Here is a 17,576-nt window from a genome sequence, read left to right on the forward strand (position 1 = left end):
GGCAGCCACACCTTTACTCGGCCGGGTATACTTGTCAGCGACCTGGTAAAACGTTTGCTAGCACGTCGCTGGACCTTTCATGTCCTGGGGGTCAAGGGGTCGCAGGTTCAAATCCTGTCAGCCCGACGTGGTAAAAGGCCAGCTCAGCTGGCCTTTTTCATTTTTCGGCTTAGATTTATGTCGTGTCGCGCGACACTTGATTTTGCCCGTACGCTTGTTCTCTTTCTCGTCCAGTCCTTCCGCCGGTGGTCCCGAGTTGACGGGCGAGGTGCCCGATATCGCGGCTCCCGGGAAGTGTTGATCTTCTGATGCGCCGCTGACCAGGCGAAATATGTCCTGGTTCGCTGACTGCGGACTTGGCCGGGTCTCGAAGGCTGACGAGTTGCTTGGCTGTCCACCATGGATGATCGTGGCACCTGCGCGACACGAACGCTCGTACGGTGACCCTCGCTCGTTCGGTCAGGATCGGTGCCTCGGTCGAGGGGCATGTGGCGTCTGACCTGTTGCCTGTGTGTCCAGAGCCTTCCTTCATGGGGAGAGAAGTGAAGGCTCCTCTCGTCTGAGGGCCGTGTGGCGGGATTTGAGGTGTAGGTCATGTCCGTACCCGAGGCGATCGTTCAGGATGAGGTCACGGGGTTGTTCGGGTTCGGGCTGGAGCTGGGACGCGATGACAGCGGATCAGGCGGCAGGCGCGGCGGACTGGCTTTGTCCGAGAGAAGGTGGCGCTGGCGGAGTACGAGCGGCTGTGCCGGCAGCGTGACGCGCTGCATCCGCAGCCGCGTTTGACTGATCGGGTGCGCGACATCTGCCAGGTTTGGGCGTCGAATCTGCTCGACGCTGGATTCGGCATCCATGAGGTTGCTGAACGGCTGGGCCACGATCCCGCCACCCTGATGCGCTACTACGCCCGGGTCACCGCAACGCGGCGCCTGCAAGCCACCAATCACATCGCCGACCTGCTCACTTCGTCTGCCGACCGGCCGGGTCACTGACTCGGGGACGGCGACTAGTGCGAACCCGCCAGCCGATATCCACGTTGGTGCCTCCTTGGCCGCGGGGCTCGGGCTGCCTTCATGCTGCGCGCATGAACCACCCACAGACGTGGCGGCTGACGATCAATGCCGAGGTGATGGTGGAAGTCATGGACGCGAGACGTTGCAGGCTGGGGCCCTGCACGGTGTCGCCGCCGCTGAGTTCGTGGCCGACGGCGATCCGAACGGAGGCTCGGGTGCGTGCCCTGCTGTGGACCGTCGGCATCGTGGCGATCGTTCCCATCCTGCTCGGGCTGTTCCTCAAGGCCCTCACGTGGTTGCTCATCCTCGGCCTGAACGCGCTCGGGGTCGCCGTCGTCATGGGTGTGATCGAGGCGCGGATGGCCGACCGGAAGCTGTAGCGGCGCCCTCGGACCGGCCCGACCGCGGCAACGGCTGCGAAGGTGCGCCGACCGTCCCGGCCGTGGTCCATCGCGGTACCCCCGGGTATCCCATGCGCCGTTGCCTTTTCGCGGGGCGGCACGTGGGGTAGGGCCGCGGCATGGACATCACCGAACTCATCTTGTTCCAGCATCATGAGCAGCGGCGCACCTTCGCGTTGCTCGATGAGGTGCCCCGCGACGACGTGGCTGCTCTCGGGGCGATCTGGAGCCGCCTGGAGGTGTTGCTGGAGGTTCATGCAGCGGCTGAAGAAAAGTTCTTCTATCCGATACTGCTGGCCATCGGCCGCGGGGCCGCCGACGCCGACAGCGCCCGCGATGAGACCAAGGACGCGGTCAAGGACCACAACGAGATCCGCGACGCCGTCCGGAAGGTGGCGGGCCTGGAGACGGGCAGCGCCGCCTGGTGGCAGCGGGTCACCGAGGCGCGGATCGCCAACAGCGACCACATGGCCGAGGAAGAGCGCCAGGATCTGGCCGATTTCCGCCGGCACGCCGACCTGCAGACCCGTCACGACATCGCACTGGCGTTCATCGCCTTCGAGAACGAGCATGCGTACGGGATCGCGCCGATCGATAAGGACCCGGAGTCCTACGTGGAAGAGCACGGGTGACCCGGGGGCCGGCGAGGGCCTGGCGCCTTTGACGGGAGCAGGTCGACAGGCGGTGGTTGCCCGGCTGCAGTCACCACAGGCGTGCGCGACCGAGCCGGTCGTCGAGGCTGCCGCCCGCTTCGGTCCAGCCGCGGGTCGCACTCCTCACGGCGTCGGCCACCCGATCGACCGCCTGTCCCTCCGACCGGCGCTTCAAACGGCCGGCGATCAGAACCCGGGGAGGTCCGCGCAGGTGTGTTCGTCGGGGAGCAGGGGGCGGAAGGTGACGTCCCAGAGCCTGCCGGCGGATCGCCACGGTGTGAGGACGCTCGCGTGCGTGGCGGCCTCCCGTACCCGGTCGGCCTCGGCGGCGGTGACAACGGTGCAGCTGAGGCCGCCGCCGGACGCCACGGCGGAACCTGGCAGGGGAGGGCCGGGCCACCGATGTGCCGGGGCGGGGCTGGGAGGCGCCTCGCCGGTCGGTGCGTAGGGCCGGACCAGCGCCGCCAGAGAGTCGCTGCGGTACGGCTCGGGCTCCGGCAGGCGGTCGTTCGCCGGCAGCCGGCGGGCTCGCTCGATGAAGTCCTTGAGCCGCTTGCGTGCGGTGCGCTGCGCTGCGGTGAGGTCCGGGTCGCGCAGCGACGCCTCGATCAGGGCGGGAACCCGCACGCGATGTACCCCGTTGCCGGTGACAGCAGTCACCACGGTCGTGGTGGCGTCAGCTACGCCTGGATCGCCGAAGTCGCTCTGCGGCTGCACCCCGGCCGCCACCGCGTTCACCGCGAGCCTGGCCACCGTGTCCATTCCCACGTCCTGCACCTGGAGAGCCGGCAGCGCCGGCGGCGGGTAGACGGCGATCTGCGGCCCCGGCGTGATGACGCGGCCGTCGGCGTAGGCGCTGAGGGCCGGCACTCGGCCGGGCTCGACCGCCGGACCCGCCAGGCCTCCCGTTCGCTGGATGCGCAGCACGAGGGTCGGCGTGGGTGTCGGCGTCTTGACCGGCTCCGGCGCACCGGCGTCCTCGGCGGTGGTGGCGCAGGCGCCGAGCAGAACGGGAACGGCGAGCGCCGCGGCCCACCGGCGGACAGTTCCTCGCTTCACAGTCGCCTCCGGTGCTCCGATGGATGGGTGAGCGCGGGTCCTACCCGGGAAGCCGGGAACGGACACGGGTGCCACGGGACGTATGGCGGGAACCGGTCCGGTCACCGGCTCAGGGCAGCGCCGGGCCGGTCGGTCGTCCTCGGGCCTACGCCCGTCCAGGGCAGCCTCGACGAGGTCCGCGCGCCGGCCGAGGTCCGCGCGCCGGCCGAGGTCCGCCCGCCTCGTCGAATTCTTGCCGCGATGGCGGCCGCCGGCATCTGCCAGAGCTGGGTGGCGCAGGCCGTCGGCCATGGCGCGTCCCCGCGTCAATGTCGCCACGTGCAAGGTGGTCACTCCTGCTTCTGCCGGCCTCGGCGCCCGCTATGGCGATCCCTAACGGGGACGGTGGCATCGTTCCGGCCGGTGTTCGGGGCGTACGGCGTACCAGCAGGCTGTCACCCAACCGGCGGCGAGCAGCAGGCTTCCCGCCAGGTCCAGGGGATGGTGGACGCCCCAGTACAGCCGGGCGAGCCCGACATAGATCGGGAGCACGACGGCGGCCGTAAAGGCGACCCACCGTAACCAGCCGCCCGACCACTGCCACATCAGCACCGCCAGAGCGCCGTACAGGCACAGCGGCGCGGCGACGTGCCCGGACGGAAAGCTGGCCGTCGGCGGGATCTCCGGTCCCAGCGCCGGTACGACCGGCCGCGGCCGGTTGACGGCGCTGGAGGTGACGAGAAACAGCGTCACCTCACCGAGCATCACCGCGGCGAGGAAGACGATCGGGCGCAGACGGCGACGCCACGCCACGATGAGGACCACGGCGGCCAGCGTGGCAGCGAGGATGCTGTGGGTGTTGCCGATCCGGCTGCCCATTGTGGCGAGCGGGTCCAGCGTGGGCCGGCGTTGCTCGACGAACCACCGCACGGCCGCCTCGTCGGCGGCCACCAGCGCGGAGCCGGACAGCACGTCGGTCACGAGCAGTCCCGCGCCGTACACCAGGCCGAGGACCATGACCCACGCGACGGCGAGCTCGGCGGCGACCCGCCACGGACGGACGAGAACCGGGCCCTCGGCCGGCGCGGGACGCAGCTCGTCGCGGGCTTCGGGCGCGAGACCCGCTCCGATGTCATGGGTTGCGGGGCGGCGGTCGCCGTGCCAGTGCCGGAACGCGCCGGCCGTGATCGCCAGCCATGCGGCGCCGAGCAGCCATCCGGCGAGCACGTCGCTGACGTGGTGCACCCCCAAGGCGATGCGGGTGAAGCCGACCACGGCGACGAGCAGCACCGCGACGCTGACGAGCGGGGTACGCCAGCGGCGCGGCACCGCCGGCAGGAACACCAGCACCAGCACCCCGTAGGACACGAACGAGCCGAGGGCGTGCCCGCTGGGGAAACTCATCCCGGGCGCGAAGGCCACGGGCATGTCGACCAACGGACGCAGCCGGCCCACGAGCAGCTTCAGCGTGGGGTCCAGGATGAGGGCACCCAGCGTGGTGACGACGACGTACGCGGCGAGCCGGACCTGGCGGCGGATCAGCAGGTACGCGGTGGCGAGCACCAGGACCCGCAGCAGGATGGTGTGACCACCGAAGTCGGTCAGCCCGGTGAGCACGGCGAGAAGCAGATCCTTGCCGGCCACCCAGGCGTTCAGGGTGTCGGCGACCCGCTGATCCGCTCGGTACAGCGGTGCCCAGGAGGTGCGGACCAGCACCAGCAGCAGCAGGAAGCCGAAACTGCCGATCAGGAGCGCGAGCAGCCCCACCGTGGATCGCGAGGCGAAACGCTCCAGGCCGCGCGCGGTCCGCGGTCGTCCGTGGTCGAGCATCGGTCCCTCCCGGCGCTCTGGGCGGGTTCATCCCGCCTGCGGTCGGTTCTGGCGTACTGCTTCCGTGCGGCACCGGTCGACGAGCGCCTCCACCTCGCGCTGGGCGTCCTGCAACCGGTCGAGCAGCTCCTGCAGCCGGCCGGTGTCCAGGTCGCGAAGGGCCCGGACGGCCTCGCCCACCGTCGTCATGGCGGTACGCGCCCGTTCGAGGCCCTGCTCACAGCTGGCCGGTATCGTGAGCGTCCGGTCCTCGGGGGCGGCCTGCGCCGGCTGGCTCGTGGTGGGAGCCGGTTGCGCCGTGGCGGGCGTGGAGTCGCCGTCGGGTCCGTCGGCGACGGCGATGAGCGTCCCGCCGAGCATCAGCCCGACGGCGAAGGTCAGCGCGGGCACGATCCAGAACCACCGTCGCTGCCGCGGGTTTCCGGTGCCCACCTGCATGGCGGATGACTGATCGGGCCGGGACATGACCGCCTCCTCGGAATACGGATTGCGACGTTGCTGTCCGGTTCCGTTCCGGGACCGGTGGAGCAGGTCGCGGCGGGCAGAGCTGTCGGGGCCCTGCCCGCCGCGTTTGCCGCGTCACCCGCGGCCGCAGCTCGAAGCGGTACGGTCGCGGGGACCCACCGGCATCCGGGCGGCGGTCCCGCTCTACCCGGTCGGCGCGTACTAATCACGGTTTTTCTCCTGATTTGGGCGGCGGCGCCGACCAGCAGGCCGGCATGGCCCACCCGACCGACGCTGCCGTCCCGGCGCGGTCTCAGGACGCCGACGGGCGCACCGACGCCTCGTCGTGGCACCGGTTGCTCGGCTCCGGCCGGACGGCGTTGCCGGGCTGCACCAGGGCGTTCACGTGACGGCTCCGGCGCGGGCGAAGATGAAGGTGACCGGGATCGTGGTTCCGGCCGGGACCTCCCGGTTCAGGTTCACCAGGTGCACGTGGTCTGACCTCCGCTCACCGACGTCATCGATGATCGCGACGACGGCCCAGGTCGCTCTTCTCATCGTCGTCGTGGCAGCGCCCCTACCCGGAAGCGCTCGATGGCATAGCCGTGCGACCGCCCACCTTCGGGCTTCGCCCAGGGCACGTCCGTACCTGGACACTGTGCCGGCGGGCCGGCCGGTCTCCTCCCGGCGGGCGGTTGGAGAACGACATCGCCGGGTAGGGCCCGCGCCGCGACGACGACCGGCGGGAGAACACCGATGACCTCGACCCCGTCCGCAGACCTGCGGCGATGAACGGCAGCGTGGCCCTGCGGGATGTGCGCCGGTGGCCCGGCCGTGCCCGGGACGGCCTGCGCGTGGCCGGCCACCTGTGCGGGCGCATGGCGCGGGCGGCGATGCGTGACCGGGTGCACGGGCTTGCCGCCGAGGCGAGCTTCTGGACGATGCTGTCGCTGCCGCCTCTGCTGCTGGCGCTGCTCACTCTCATCGGTGAGCTGGGTGCGGTGTTCGGCACGGACATGGCGACGCCGGTGGCGAACGCTGTGGTGGACTGGGCCGACGGCGTGTTCACCCATCGCACGATGCACGACGTGGTGCGTCCGCTGGTGACCACGACTCTGCGCGAGGGCGGCGCCGGGGTGCTGACCCTGAGCCTGGTGCTCGCCCTGTGGAGCGGGTCGGCGGCGGTCAATGCGTACATCTCGGCGATCACGCTGGCGTACGACATGGACGGTTTGCGGAGCTTCTGGCGTACCCGTCTGCTGAGCCTTGCGGTCTACCTGTCCTCCCTCGTGATCGGGGCCGTCCTGCTGCCCTTGCTGGTCCTGGGCCCGGTCACCGCGGGCGACCTGCTCGCCGGAGTCGCGGGAGGACACCTGACGTGGCTCGTCACGGCGGGCTATTGGCCGCTGGTCACCGTCCTCGCGCTCGTCGGATTGACGTCGCTGTACCACGTGGCCGTCCCGGTGCGGACCCGCTGGCGGCGGGATCTGCCCGGCGCGGTGGTGGCCATGCTGCTCTGGCTGGGCGGCAGCGCCGGGCTGCGCTTCTACCTCGCCTCGGGCGGCGGGGGCCACGCCGGCGCGGCGGCCGCACCCATCGCCGTGCTGATCTTCTTCTTCATCACGGCGCTGGCCGTGCTGATCGGCGCGGAGCTCAACGCCTCGATCGACGACTTCCGGCCGGACGCGTCGACCGCGACGGGCCGGCGCCAGGCCCGGGAACGCCGCCGGGAGCAGGACCGCAGTGGAGCCGGGGGTCCCCGCCCGGCACAGGCGGAGACGTGAAAGGAGAATCGTCGTGTTCACCGTGTCGGACAACGCGACCGTCGCCATCCGCAGGATCCTGAGAAGCTCGGGCATGCCACCGGGCGGTGGCGTGCGGATCGCCGCCGAACCGGGGCGGACCTCGCTGTACATCGCCGTGTCACCGGCGCCGCACCCCGGCGACACCGTCCACGACGGGCACCTGTTCATCGCCGAGGGCACCGGGGCAGTGCTCGAGGGCAGGATTCTCGACGCGCAGGAGGACGGTGCGCGACGGGTGCAGTTCGTCCTCGACTCCGTGCGCCGGTGAGGCGCCGCCGAAATGACGTGGCTGGGCCGTGGATGGTGTGGCGCTTGCGGGTAGCGGGCGGGGGTGACTGATGTGATTCGCCGGGCCGACGCCGGCTTCGTGAGGATGGTCGACGGCCTCGTCGTGTTCTGGGTGGTGTTATGGGCCGCGCTGGCGGGCTGGGTCGGCTTCTCGCTGTGGGAGCTGGCGGACGTGGGGAACACGCTGGTCCAGTCCGGTCAGACGCTCGACAGCGCGGGCCAGGCCCTGCAGCGCGCGGGCGACATCCCGTTGATCGGCGATGTGCCCGAGCAGCTCGGCACCCAGGTGCGGGCGACGGGGGCCGACATCATCGACCGAGGACAGGAGGCCCTGGCGTACGGTCGGCAGCTGGCCGTGCTCCTCGCGGTGTCGATCGGGCTGGCGCCGGTGGTGCCGGTGCTGCTGCCGTACCTGCCGGCCCGGCTCGCTCGGCGCCGTGAGGTCGAGACCGTACGGCGGCTGCTCCGCGATCCGGAGCGCCGGGCGTCCCTCGACGTCTACCTCGCGCATCGCGCCGTCGACACGGTGCCCCTGCACCGGCTGGAACGCCTGACCGCCGACCCGTGGGGCGACCTGACACACGGCCGGGTGGGGACGCTCGCCACCGCGGAGCTCGCCCGCATGGGCCTCACCGGTGATCAGCGGAGCGACCGGCGGGCGGGTTCGGCACCAGAAGCGCGTGGACCCTTCTGACGGGCAGGACAGCGTGGCCCCGCGCTACACGGAGGCGACAAGCGCCGGTCGGTGACCGGGCGATTCCGACCGGTGGGGAGCGACCCGGTCCTCGCCACGCAGCGCTGGCGGTGACGGGCATCGTGCTTGGTCGCCTCGGAGGTCCGGGCGGCACTGGCGGCGTACCGCTCGGCGCCGGCGAGGCGATGACCGCCCGCCTCGACCGTCGCGGGCGACGGGACGTGCGGCGCGTCGACGCCGTCGGCGGCCGCTCGCTCGTCCACCGACAGAGGGACAACGTGAGCACCGTTCGTACTGTCGCGGAGCTGCCCGCGCGAGGCGCCGGCCGACCGGCCACCGTTCTCGCCGCGGTGCGCCGGTCCGGCGTCCCCAGTTGCCGGCCGACTCGTTCCGCCGGTTCCGCTACGGCGGCGGTTTCAGCCACGCCCGAGCGCTGGCCCTCTTGCTCTGCCTCGCCGTGGTGCCGCCGCTCATCGCGCTCACGGATCTTGCCGAGGAGGACCTTCAGCGTGATCCCGCACCAGAACGCCGGTGGGCGAAAGCGCTCGGCAACGTCCAGGGGGCCCGGCACCTCCGCCGGCAGCTGTCGTGTTCGGGCGTGGCCAGGTGAACGAGACCGGCTGCTGCCGGACGTTCAGCATCACCCCGTGCACCGGCGGCTGGTTGGCCGGTGCTGCCCTGCCCGACCGAGGTCACTTCAATCCAGCCGGTCGAGCTGGACGTGTCGGTACAGCGTCCCGTCATCAAAGTGTCACGTTGGCTCGTGACGAGTGAGGGTAGGCATATCAGAGGTTGACGCGCGGTGTTCGCCGCGCCATCTGGTTACTGACGATCCCGGACACCGGTGACAGCAATCGGTCCATCGCGGTCACGCCGCACCACATCGGTTGGTTGCCAGGCGAAAGACCTGCCAACGAGAGGATCAACAATGACGAACCACGCTCCGCAGTTGCTGAAGCTGAGCGATACCGACCTGATCATCGCGAATCCGTCGGAGGATATCCGTGGGCGCACGGCCAGGGACGTCAACGGTGAGAAGATCGGCAAGATCGAGGATCTGCTCATCGACACCGACGACAATCAGGTCCGGATGCTTCGGGTGGAACACGGCGGGATCCTCGGCTTTGGGGCGACGCCGTCGTTCGTACCGGTGGAAGCCATCAGCCGGATCACCGACGACGACGTCCATCTGCGGCAGGCCGGAGCGAAAGTCGCCGAGGGACCGCGTTACGACCCGGAGTTGACCGGCGAGACCGAGTTCTACGGCCAGGTGTACGGCTACTACGGATACCCGCCTTTCGGCACGCCCGGTGCCGCATCCACTATGCCGTATCCCATGGTCGCCACCCGCGGCATGGGCATGTACTGACGGCGCGTCAGAACCTGACCGATCGGGCCGCCGGGTGTCGGCGATGGGTGCCAGCATGGCCGGTAGACGGGTGCAGCCGTTGCACGATCTGTTGCGTTGGGGCCACGGAGCCGCGCCCGGGTCCTGGTGCTGGCCGACAAGGCTTGCACCAGCCGCAGCAACCGCCGACCGATCAGGACGCCCACCGCAAAGCCCGGGGGTCCCACGGTGGGCGTCCACCAGAGTTCGATCTGTAGGTCTACCGGCTACGCCACGCTGTCGAAAACGGCATCGCGTGGCTGAAACGTCACCGCGGCGTCGTCACCCGCTACGCCAAGTGAGCCGTACGCTTCCAAGCCGTCCTCACCCCCCATCGCCATCGACGACTGGCTATGAAACATGGCTTGGTCCTCAAGACGCCACCAGCTCGTCGAGTCCATGGCGGCGCAACTGCTCGCGCACCTCCGGTGCGGAGTGAACCACCGCCACCCGCGCCTCGTTGACGGCAGCCTTGTCGCATCCGGACCGCAGCGCCTCGATCCCGTCCTCGGAGATCGACGGCACGGCGCTGAGGTCCACGACGATCCGTTCCGGCCGGATGGCCGCCAGCACCATGACGAAGCGGTCACGCAGCAGGCCGGCGGCCGTCTTCGAGCGGATCTCGCCCTGCGGCTCGATCCCGATCGCCATGGTCGGCTCGGGCAACCGCCGTGTGTTGATCACGTAGGTCATCGGACATCCCTTCGGGTCGGTGGCCGCCAGGTCTTGCGACCGTCGTCATCCCTCATCAGTTCCCAGCGTCTGTGACGGTCGATGATCAGAATGACTGCACTCCCATGACAGGTCGACCAGCGAGCGCCCACCGCCCTCTCGTGCCACATCCGAGAGGCATGGCTGCGACAGCGCTCCCGCTCACACCGCAGCGGCAGCCGTGTTCGCGTGGCAGACGGGCATCCCCCCGGCCGGAGAGGTCGCGCCTTGCTGTTGGTGACGTCCGCACCACCTCCGTGGTCGAACGTCTGGGGACGGCCGTCGGCCGGGACTTCGCGCAGCGGTACTCAGTCGGACGACGGTGACGCCGATGGGGTGCCCGAAGCCGCGGAGCCGCCGGCGACCAGGACCTCTTCGCGTTCGAAGTCGCCGTAGAGGCTGGGATCGGCGAGGCCGAACTCGTCGCCATGAATGGTGTAGGAGAACTGCTCGACCTTGCCGGTGACCTGCGTGTCCTGTCCCACCGTGACGTCTTTCGCGGGCGCGGAGATCACGAGCAGCGATTCGTCACCGTACGCCCTGCCGTCGAGCACGAAGGCGTTCGGCTTGAGCACCTTGGTGACGGTGCCGTGCACGGTCACCGTTTTACCGACGTACGAGGTGTCGCTGAAGTAGTCGTCGGTGATGTCACCGACCTCCGGGCTGGCCTCCGTGGTGGCCGCCGGCGCCGGGCCCGCGGCGCCGTCCTCGTCGTCGCCGCAGGCGGCGAGGCCCAGCGGGGCGATGAGCAGCGCGGTCGCCAGCGACACTCGGATGGATATGCGGTTCCGCTGCGTTGCCATGGAACTTCTCCTTTGAGGTTGGCGCGGGGCGTATGTCTGCGCTGCCGGTTACCGGACTCGATCTGCCCCGATGGGGCCGCCGGCCAGTGCCGGTGCGGTCGTGCCCGACGGCGCCCGCACGCCCCGCACCTACCCGTCATGCACCGAGGGCACCCGGACAACGACACAATTCGCTTCTCTCACCCACGCCGCCCAGCCATCCGTCAGCCCCGGCGAGATTCCGTGGTGGCCTGCGCGCCCTCGCGAGCCATGGCGATCGGGGCGCTGCGGGGTCACCCGCCAAGCGACGCCCGGTGGCGGGTGAATCCACGGGCCGCCCAGGCGGTCAGGGCGAGGCCGGCGATGATCGAGCCCAGGCCGTCCATGGCGAGGTCGGCGATGGTGTCGGTGTAACCGACCACCATCGTGATGCCGAAGATCTCGGAGGCCAGCCATTCGTAGAACTCCCACACCACGCCGATGCTGAGGCCGGTGGCTGTGGTCAGCAGGATCAAAGCCGCGTGGTTGCGTCGTGGGCCCGGGCCGTGCAGCGACGGCACGAGGTCGTAACGGGCAAGTACGAGCACCGCCATGGCCGCGACCGCGCCGGTGGTCACGCAGTGGATGACCCAGTCGATCCAGGCGATCGTCTGATACCAGCCGGCCGCCGACGCGGCGGTGGCGAGGATGAGCGTCCAGCCGAACGCCGCGTCGAACGGCCGGGCCAGTCCGGTGATGCGGGGGATCAGCAGAAGCAGCGCGACGACAGCGAACCGGGCGATGTTCGCAGGTGACTGCGCCATGATCGCCCATAGCAGCGCCGCCACCGCCGCCACCCGCGCCAGGTCACCCGCGATGCCGGCAGTGCCGAGCGCACGTTTCGTGATGGTGTCCATGCCAGTGCGCTACCCGGCGCCGCATCAAGGTACCCAGCCGCTGCGGTCGGATCGCGCCTGACGGCGGCGCTGAACTGATCTGTATGCGAGGGTCGAGGAGCACCGGATCGGCGGTCGCGGGGCAGAGTCGCGGGTCGGTCAAGGGCTGGTTGCAGCCGAACTGCTGCAACCGTCAGTAGCAGGGCCCGCGGGGCGTACGGTCAGGTCATGGATCGCTGAGGCGATGGGATCGACGCCTCCGCCAGCCGATCCAGGACTGTGCGGGCCACGGTGTCCTTCACCGCCCGGGCCTCGAGGCCACTCCTGAGTGGCAGGCGGGTGGTTCCGCCCGGCGCCGGGTCCTGTGCCACCTCGGGGGCGTCCGGCGGAGTCGCGGGCACGTCGGTTGCGGGCATCCCGACGTCCCTGCCGGGTCGACGCATCGGGCCACCTGGACCACGCGGCGTGCCGCTCGAACGTGTGGTGGGGGTGTGCGGCCGGGCATGCCTAGGGCTGATCCACCGGGCAGCGTCGGGTGTGCTAGTGCTCACCCCTCGTAAGGGTGGGTCCGGGTGCCACCTGCGGTGTACGGCCCGCCTCCGGCCGATCCGACACGTCCGCGCCGCTCGGCCTCCGGGAGGTCCGGGTCGGCCTCGTCGGGCATCGTGCCGTGCGCCGGCGGAGGCTCTTTCACCGGTACGTCGGGCCGCACCGGCTCGCCGTCTGCATCGTTCGTCCTCATGTCTCATGCCCTCCTCGTCCTCTGGACGGTCATGGCGGCGCTCGCGGTCGCTTTCTTCGTCTGCCGCGTACCAGACACCGAGGGCGAGACACCTCTGCCGGGTACGGCGGCTCCCGTCAGTGACCGGCGGAGCGACGCCACCGCCCCAACGCTTCCCGGACCATGTCGAAGGCGGCGACCGGCGGCCCGGCGACAACGTTGGTCAAGCGGTGCACGCCCGCCTGGGGATGGGGATGGCTGGGCGTGAGGGCCTCGGCGGCACGTACGGCACGGGCCATGTATTCACGCTTGGCGGGGTCGAGCGCCCGGCGCAGACCCGGGAACTCGTCGCGCTCCTCGTGGTCCAGATGGGTGCGGACCTCTATCGCCACCGCTGCGAACTGGCTGTCGAACGACGGGTCGTCAGTGCCCATCTCGTGCAGCTCCGCCACCTGGGTTTTGATCTCGTCCTCCTCGCGCAACCGCGTATCGACGACATCGTCGCCCACGGCGGCTCGGGCGGCCGGGTGAACGATCTGCTCCTCGACGTTCTCGTGGATGACGACAAGGTGCACCAACTGGTCGAACCATCGATGCTTGTCCGGACCATGTGCCGCTTCCGTCCGTTCCAGCAGGGACTTGATCCGGTCGTGGTGCCCGACCAGCAGCTCGATGACATCGCGGTCAGCGCCGTCCGCTCTCATGGCGTTCTCCTTCCCGAGGGTCGCAGCCCTCTGCGCGGCGTCGGCTCGGTGAAGCGTGATGCGTACGGTGCCGGGAGCCGCCCGGTGTCCGTGTGCGAGCGCCGGCTTGGCGACCCGCACACGGATCGGCGGGTGGGTTCGGTACCCGAAGCCCCAGCTTCCACCGGTCATGTGGCAGTCCCTTCGCACCGCCGTGACAGTTCCATGACCGGCAGGTACCTACGTGGGGTGGCGGAGTAGCGACATCGCATGGTGCCGAATCGTCAGCGGTGTGTCCCGCCGCTACCGGGAACGGGTTGGTGTTCCGGCGTCGAGGACAGTGTCGAGACCGCTGAGATGCTGGGGTTGGCCCGCACAGACGTTGCGTGTCCGTATGAGCAATACCTCACCCAACTCGCTCGGGTGGCTCTCTCCGACAAGGTGCTGACCGTGGGGGAGCGCCACGACCTCGACGCCGTGGCGGCTCTTCCCGGCCTTTCTGCCGACTCCGTAGAGCGGTACCGGCAGTAGCTGGCACGCAGTCTGCTCAGCCTGGTGAAGAGGCTCAGCGACAGCGGTGGGAGCCGAAACCGGGCGACCTCGTCGTCTTCACCGGCGCCATGAAGCCGCCTCGCGACGAGTGGCAGGCCGAGGCAGCCGCCGCAGGGTCACAGGTCGGTGCACCCGACCGCATACCAGCAGCGCGAGTCTCATCGCGCGGCGGCGCGCTCCCGCGGCTCTGCCGGCCATCTTCCGCGAGGCACTCGCCACCGTGTACGACGGTCCATCCCGAGGAGGAGGTAGCGGCCTGCTCGCATCGTCGGGTGGCGCGAGTCGGCCGCCACGGACGCAGTCAGTTCGAGGCGTCGGTGCTCAGGTCGTCGAGGTCGACGGCATCAATGAGCGCAGTGATCTCGGGTTCGCTGCTCAGATCGAGCGGGCTCAGGTCCTTGCTCCGTCCCTTCTGGTTCATCAGCTTCTCGTGCGCTGCTGCGTTGAGGATGTCGATCGCGTCCGCCTCGTGCCAACGCACCCCGTCCAGCGCTCGTCGAGTCACCGATACGGCGGCCAGGCACGGCATGGTGGGGCGTCCGTACGGGTCTCGGCCATCATTGCGAAGCACTATCACTCGGGCGCGCTGAATGCCCGGTGCCACGGCGAAAGCTTCTCGCACCGTCACGAGGATCTGTCCGCAGACGAATTGCTTGAAGAAGTCCGCCCTGTCCGACTGGGTGATTTTTCTGAGCGAGAGATTTCCGGCAGCCGTTCGGCCCGGCATCTGCTCAGGGATCGCCCGGGAGGCCGTCGGTACCACCACCACCAGCGAAACCTCGTCCCCGGCAACACCGACGGCGGCGGAGGCGGCCTCGTTGTCCTCGAACGCCACTGCGAGCGCCTGCAGGACGGTACTGGGATCATTGCTCAGCAGTGCACGCCATTGCTGGTCCAGAGCTTGTTGCCACTGCGCCTGCTGGTTCTTGAGAACGGCCCACTGTCGCGTCGCCTCGGCGTCCGCCCACATTGCTGCTTGTTGCTTCGCGGCGCTGCGTTCCGCTCTTTTGAACAGGCCTGTACCGGCGAGGGTCTGCTGCTCGTAGTGTCGATAGATCGCTGCACGGTCCGGTGGGCCCGGTTCAGGAGCGACAGGTCTCTGAGCGGCCGGGAAGTCCACGCGGTGCAGGTTCAAGATGCGTAGGAAGGCATCAGCCAGTTGCTGCGCCATGGCCGCCCGTTCGGCCTGGGCGGCTTGACGCTGCTGCGCCGCCAACTGCCGTTGATACGCGGCCTGCGCGGAGCCGCCAGCTCGATTGCCGCCTCGGCCGGCGCCAGCTCGACGCCCGCCGCCCAGCGGGGTGTAGAAACCGACCGGCCCCACTCCGGCCGATACCCCTGTTCGGCCCCCGCCGATATGTACCCGCGCTGCACGGGGACCGATGCTTGTACGGATGCCGCGCGACGATGCCCTGATGCGAATGCCCGGGGCAAGCTTCACCGAAAATCCCACGCACAAGACGCTATGACGCTCTCGGCCAACCGGGATCGGCCGGGCGGTTGTTCTTGGCCGTCATCCGATTGACGAAGACTGTGCGCGTCTCGCCACCACCGGTGGTCAAAGGAGTCCCGGATGGTGAGCAGCGCAATTCTTACCGACCTCGGACGATGCTCCTGGGCAGGCGAGGGCGACCTTGTGTTGAGCGTACTGTTCGGTTGTGGACGCTATCCCCGTCAGCGATGTGCGGATCGAGCTGTACACCGGATCTCGTGACGCCCTGCGGCCGTTGTTCGAGCTGGCCGAGGACTCGGCCGCATAGCTCGACTCCTATCTCCACGATGGCCGGGTCCTGGTGGCGCTGTCGGGCGGCGAGATGGTCGGTCACCTGCAGCTGGTCGACGGCGACGGTCTTGGAGTGTTCGAGATCAAGAACATGGCGGTGCGGGAGAGCTGCCAAGGGCGTGGAGTCGGCCGTGAGCTGGTGCGGGCGGCCGTTGCTCTGGTCGGGTCGGGGGCGGGCGTCAGGCTTCTGGTCGCCACGGGGCTGCCGACGTCGGAAACCTGCGCTTCTATCAGCGGCAGGGCTTACGCATGCGGTCGATCGAGCGGGATGCGTTCACGCCCGCGACCGGATACCCGCAGCAGATCGTCATTGACGGCATCCCTCTGCGCGATCGGGTGTGGTTGGACCACGACCCAGGCACGAACGCTGAGCGGTAGGGCCGCACGGCTCGGTGAAGCTCGCGGCAGGCGTGGACAGGTGAAGGTCGTGGTGACCTTCCCGCGAGGTGCGGGCAGCGAGTACGGTGAGCCTCAGGTGTGCCGGGAAGTCTGGTCGGCGGTCATTGATCGACGCCGACCGGAAGGACTCTCCCACGATGAGCGATGTAGCGCTGCGCGCTGTCGAGCTGACAAAACGGTACGGTCGCCTCACGGCCCTCGACTCCTTGAACCTGGACGTCCCGGCGGGTGAGGTGTTCGGATTCCTCGGCCCCAACGGCGCGGGCAAGTCCACCACGATCCGCCTGTTTCTCGGTCTGGCCCGGCCTACCGCGGGGCGCGCCGAGGTGTTCGGCGTCGGTGCCGCCGACGTGGCCCGCGCGCACCGGCAGGTGGCGTACGTGCCGGCCGATGTGGCGTTGTGGCCGCAACTGACCGGCGCCGAGATCCTGCACCTGCAGGCGCGGACCGGGCCGGGCATCGATGGGGCGTACCGCGACGAACTCGTCGAACGGTTCGCCCTCGACCCGTCGAGGCCGGCCCGCACGTATTCGACCGGTAACCGGCAGAAGGTGGCGCTGATCGCCGCGTTCGCCACCCGGGCCCGGCTCCTGGTGCTGGACGAGCCGACCAGCGGACTGGACCCGCTGATGGAACGTGAGTTCCGTACGGCGGTCCGGCATGCCCGCGACCGCGGCCAGACAGTGTTCCTGAGTTCGCACCAGCTCGCCGAGGTGGAGGCCGTGTGCGACAGGGTGGGAATTCTGCGCGCCGGCCGGCTCGCCGAGGTGTCGACGATCGGCGCGCTGCGGGCCCTGCACCGGTCGGAGGTGACGATCTCCTACACCGGAACGGCGCCCGAGCTGGACTCCGTCCCGGGCGTCGCGGCGGTCCATCCGGCCGGCGAGCGACAACTGCGGTTCACCCTGGCCGGCCCGCCCGGCCCTGCGCTGCGGGCGCTCGCCGCCGCGGAGGTCGCTGCGCTGACCGTGCGTGAACCGAGCCTGGAGGAGATCTTCCTCGACTACTACGGGACGGAGGGTGTCCGATGAGCCTCGGCACCTTCGCCGCCGCACCGCATACGGAGCTCGTGACGGCCCCCGCTCCGGGCCGGGCCGTCACCTGGCTGGCGATCCGGCAGGTCCGGCGTGGTGGCCTGATCGTCGCCGGCCTTGCGGCAGGCATGACGGCGCTCGTCGTCGCCACGTACGCGCAGGTCATGACGGACCCGGCGGCGGCCGGCAGTCTGCAGGCACTGGCCGGGAACCCGGCCATCCGTACGTTGTTCGGCGCCCCGGTCGGGCTCGGCACCGCCGGCGGGTTCACGGTGTGGCGGGTCGGCACCGTCATCGCCGTGCTGCTGGGGGCGTGGTCGATCCTGGCGGTCACGCGGATCACCCGCGGCGAGGAGGACGCCGGGCGGTGGGCTCTGCTGCTGTCCGGGCGTCCTGCCGTACGTGCGGTCCTCATCCGCCACATAGCCGCCGTGATGGCGGTTGCAGCCGCCACTGCAACCGCCCGCACGGCCGTCCTGCTGG

19 protein-coding genes and 2 pseudogenes are annotated in these 17,576 nt (G+C 69.9%); 12 read left to right on the plus strand and 9 right to left on the minus strand.

The window, feature by feature from the left end; translation table 11 throughout:
- Positions 1-719 precede the first annotated feature (719 nt).
- From IT780_RS37435 to IT780_RS37445, 3 genes are all read left to right on the plus strand, one after another.
- Positions 720-992, plus strand: coding sequence for a hypothetical protein (locus tag IT780_RS37435; RefSeq protein WP_199516711.1), 273 nt, complete (start codon positions 720-722; stop codon positions 990-992).
- Between the two features lie 236 nt (positions 993-1,228).
- The gene (locus IT780_RS37440) at positions 1,229-1,393 is read left to right on the plus strand and encodes a hypothetical protein (RefSeq protein ID WP_199516609.1); all 165 of its coding nucleotides are present in this window, start codon (positions 1,229-1,231) and stop codon (positions 1,391-1,393) included.
- Between the two features lie 140 nt (positions 1,394-1,533).
- Positions 1,534-2,046, plus strand: coding sequence for a hemerythrin domain-containing protein (locus tag IT780_RS37445; protein ID WP_199516610.1), 513 nt, complete (start codon positions 1,534-1,536; stop codon positions 2,044-2,046).
- A 207-nt stretch (positions 2,047-2,253) separates the two neighbouring features.
- Here IT780_RS37445 and IT780_RS37450 read toward each other — a convergent pair whose 3' ends face one another.
- From IT780_RS37450 to IT780_RS37460, 3 genes are all read right to left on the minus strand, one after another.
- Positions 2,254-3,126 (minus strand): hypothetical protein, encoded by an 873-nt coding sequence (locus IT780_RS37450; RefSeq protein WP_199516611.1) that lies wholly within the window; start codon positions 3,124-3,126, stop codon positions 2,254-2,256.
- Between the two features lie 372 nt (positions 3,127-3,498).
- Positions 3,499-4,935, minus strand: coding sequence for a phosphatase PAP2 family protein (locus IT780_RS37455; RefSeq protein WP_199516612.1), 1,437 nt, complete (start codon positions 4,933-4,935; stop codon positions 3,499-3,501).
- A 27-nt stretch (positions 4,936-4,962) separates the two neighbouring features.
- Positions 4,963-5,400: a hypothetical protein gene (locus tag IT780_RS37460; protein WP_199516613.1), complete on the minus strand. Its 438-nt coding sequence runs from the start codon at positions 5,398-5,400 to the stop codon at positions 4,963-4,965.
- Positions 5,401-5,654: 254 nt separating this feature from the next.
- On the opposite strand from IT780_RS37460, the gene IT780_RS42925 reads away from it, so the two are divergent.
- On the plus strand, positions 5,655-5,789 hold the full coding sequence (locus tag IT780_RS42925; RefSeq protein WP_267910241.1) for a hypothetical protein: 135 nt from the start codon (positions 5,655-5,657) through the stop codon (positions 5,787-5,789).
- Here the strand turns inward: IT780_RS42925 and IT780_RS37465 are convergent.
- Positions 5,782-5,937, minus strand: coding sequence for a copper chaperone PCu(A)C (locus IT780_RS37465; RefSeq protein ID WP_199516614.1), 156 nt, complete (start codon positions 5,935-5,937; stop codon positions 5,782-5,784). The genes IT780_RS42925 and IT780_RS37465 overlap by 8 nt on opposite strands.
- Positions 5,938-6,167: 230 nt before the next feature.
- Here IT780_RS37465 and IT780_RS37470 point away from each other — a divergent pair, with 230 nt between their 5' ends.
- The 5 genes and pseudogenes from IT780_RS37470 to IT780_RS42385 form a co-directional block, all read left to right on the plus strand.
- On the plus strand, positions 6,168-7,163 hold the full coding sequence (locus tag IT780_RS37470; RefSeq protein ID WP_199516615.1) for a YihY/virulence factor BrkB family protein: 996 nt from the start codon (positions 6,168-6,170) through the stop codon (positions 7,161-7,163).
- Between the two features lie 13 nt (positions 7,164-7,176).
- Positions 7,177-7,452 carry a hypothetical protein gene (locus IT780_RS37475; RefSeq protein WP_199516616.1) on the plus strand — a complete coding sequence of 92 codons (276 nt, stop codon included), beginning with the start codon at positions 7,177-7,179 and terminating at the stop codon, positions 7,450-7,452.
- Positions 7,453-7,515: 63 nt separating this feature from the next.
- A complete protein-coding gene (locus IT780_RS37480) occupies positions 7,516-8,166 on the plus strand; it encodes a hypothetical protein (RefSeq protein ID WP_199516617.1) in 651 nt (216 codons plus the stop codon).
- 928 nt (positions 8,167-9,094) lie between these two features.
- Positions 9,095-9,535, plus strand: coding sequence for a PRC-barrel domain-containing protein (locus IT780_RS37485; RefSeq protein WP_199516618.1), 441 nt, complete (start codon positions 9,095-9,097; stop codon positions 9,533-9,535).
- Positions 9,536-9,658: 123 nt separating this feature from the next.
- Positions 9,659-9,855, plus strand: a pseudogene (locus IT780_RS42385) (IS5 family transposase); the annotation flags it as partial.
- A 70-nt stretch (positions 9,856-9,925) separates the two neighbouring features.
- On the opposite strand, the gene IT780_RS37490 reads toward IT780_RS42385, so the two are convergent.
- The 5 genes from IT780_RS37490 to IT780_RS37510 form a co-directional block, all read right to left on the minus strand.
- On the minus strand, positions 9,926-10,246 hold the full coding sequence (locus IT780_RS37490) for an STAS domain-containing protein (RefSeq protein ID WP_199516619.1): 321 nt from the start codon (positions 10,244-10,246) through the stop codon (positions 9,926-9,928).
- Between the two features lie 326 nt (positions 10,247-10,572).
- A complete protein-coding gene (locus IT780_RS37495; RefSeq protein WP_199516620.1) occupies positions 10,573-11,067 on the minus strand; it encodes a hypothetical protein in 495 nt (164 codons plus the stop codon).
- Positions 11,068-11,339: 272 nt separating this feature from the next.
- Positions 11,340-11,942: a DUF2238 domain-containing protein gene (locus IT780_RS37500; RefSeq protein WP_199516621.1), complete on the minus strand. Its 603-nt coding sequence runs from the start codon at positions 11,940-11,942 to the stop codon at positions 11,340-11,342.
- An 837-nt stretch (positions 11,943-12,779) separates the two neighbouring features.
- Positions 12,780-13,346 carry a hemerythrin domain-containing protein gene (locus IT780_RS37505; RefSeq protein ID WP_199516622.1) on the minus strand — a complete coding sequence of 189 codons (567 nt, stop codon included), beginning with the start codon at positions 13,344-13,346 and terminating at the stop codon, positions 12,780-12,782.
- A gap of 832 nt (positions 13,347-14,178) precedes the next feature.
- Positions 14,179-15,093 (minus strand): hypothetical protein, encoded by a 915-nt coding sequence (locus IT780_RS37510; RefSeq protein WP_199516623.1) that lies wholly within the window; start codon positions 15,091-15,093, stop codon positions 14,179-14,181.
- A gap of 571 nt (positions 15,094-15,664) precedes the next feature.
- Here IT780_RS37510 and IT780_RS43575 point away from each other — a divergent pair.
- The 3 genes and pseudogenes from IT780_RS43575 to IT780_RS37525 form a co-directional block, all read left to right on the plus strand.
- Positions 15,665-16,291, plus strand: a pseudogene (locus IT780_RS43575) (GNAT family N-acetyltransferase); the annotation flags it as partial.
- Complete coding sequence (locus IT780_RS37520; protein WP_199516625.1) at positions 16,197-17,090, plus strand: ABC transporter ATP-binding protein; 894 nt, start codon at positions 16,197-16,199, stop codon at positions 17,088-17,090. The pseudogene IT780_RS43575 and the gene IT780_RS37520, both read left to right, overlap by 95 nt.
- On the plus strand, positions 17,087-17,576 hold a 490-nt coding region (locus IT780_RS37525; RefSeq protein ID WP_443678599.1), incomplete at its 3' end, for a hypothetical protein. The genes IT780_RS37520 and IT780_RS37525, both read left to right, overlap by 4 nt.

Source organism: Nucisporomicrobium flavum (genome assembly GCF_016464385.1).
Lineage (GTDB): Bacteria > Actinomycetota > Actinomycetes > Mycobacteriales > Micromonosporaceae > Actinoplanes > Actinoplanes flavus_A.

Excerpts from the sequence above, each read along its gene's own strand:
- IT780_RS37445 (WP_199516610.1), top strand. The coding sequence starts at position 1,534 with ATGGACATCACCGAACTCATCTTGTTCCAGCATCATGAGCAGCGGCGC.
- IT780_RS37455 (WP_199516612.1), bottom strand. The coding sequence starts at position 4,935 with ATGCTCGACCACGGACGACCGCGGACCGCGCGCGGCCTGGAGCGTTTC.
- IT780_RS37460 (WP_199516613.1), bottom strand. The coding sequence starts at position 5,400 with ATGTCCCGGCCCGATCAGTCATCCGCCATGCAGGTGGGCACCGGAAAC.
- IT780_RS42925 (WP_267910241.1), top strand. The coding sequence starts at position 5,655 with ATGGCCCACCCGACCGACGCTGCCGTCCCGGCGCGGTCTCAGGACGCC.
- IT780_RS37465 (WP_199516614.1), bottom strand. The coding sequence starts at position 5,937 with ATGAGAAGAGCGACCTGGGCCGTCGTCGCGATCATCGATGACGTCGGT.
- IT780_RS37470 (WP_199516615.1), top strand. The coding sequence starts at position 6,168 with ATGAACGGCAGCGTGGCCCTGCGGGATGTGCGCCGGTGGCCCGGCCGT.
- IT780_RS37485 (WP_199516618.1), top strand. The coding sequence starts at position 9,095 with ATGACGAACCACGCTCCGCAGTTGCTGAAGCTGAGCGATACCGACCTG.
- IT780_RS37490 (WP_199516619.1), bottom strand. The coding sequence starts at position 10,246 with ATGACCTACGTGATCAACACACGGCGGTTGCCCGAGCCGACCATGGCG.
- IT780_RS37495 (WP_199516620.1), bottom strand. The coding sequence starts at position 11,067 with ATGGCAACGCAGCGGAACCGCATATCCATCCGAGTGTCGCTGGCGACC.
- IT780_RS37500 (WP_199516621.1), bottom strand. The coding sequence starts at position 11,942 with ATGGACACCATCACGAAACGTGCGCTCGGCACTGCCGGCATCGCGGGT.
- IT780_RS37505 (WP_199516622.1), bottom strand. The coding sequence starts at position 13,346 with ATGAGAGCGGACGGCGCTGACCGCGATGTCATCGAGCTGCTGGTCGGG.
- IT780_RS37520 (WP_199516625.1), top strand. The coding sequence starts at position 16,197 with ATGAGCGATGTAGCGCTGCGCGCTGTCGAGCTGACAAAACGGTACGGT.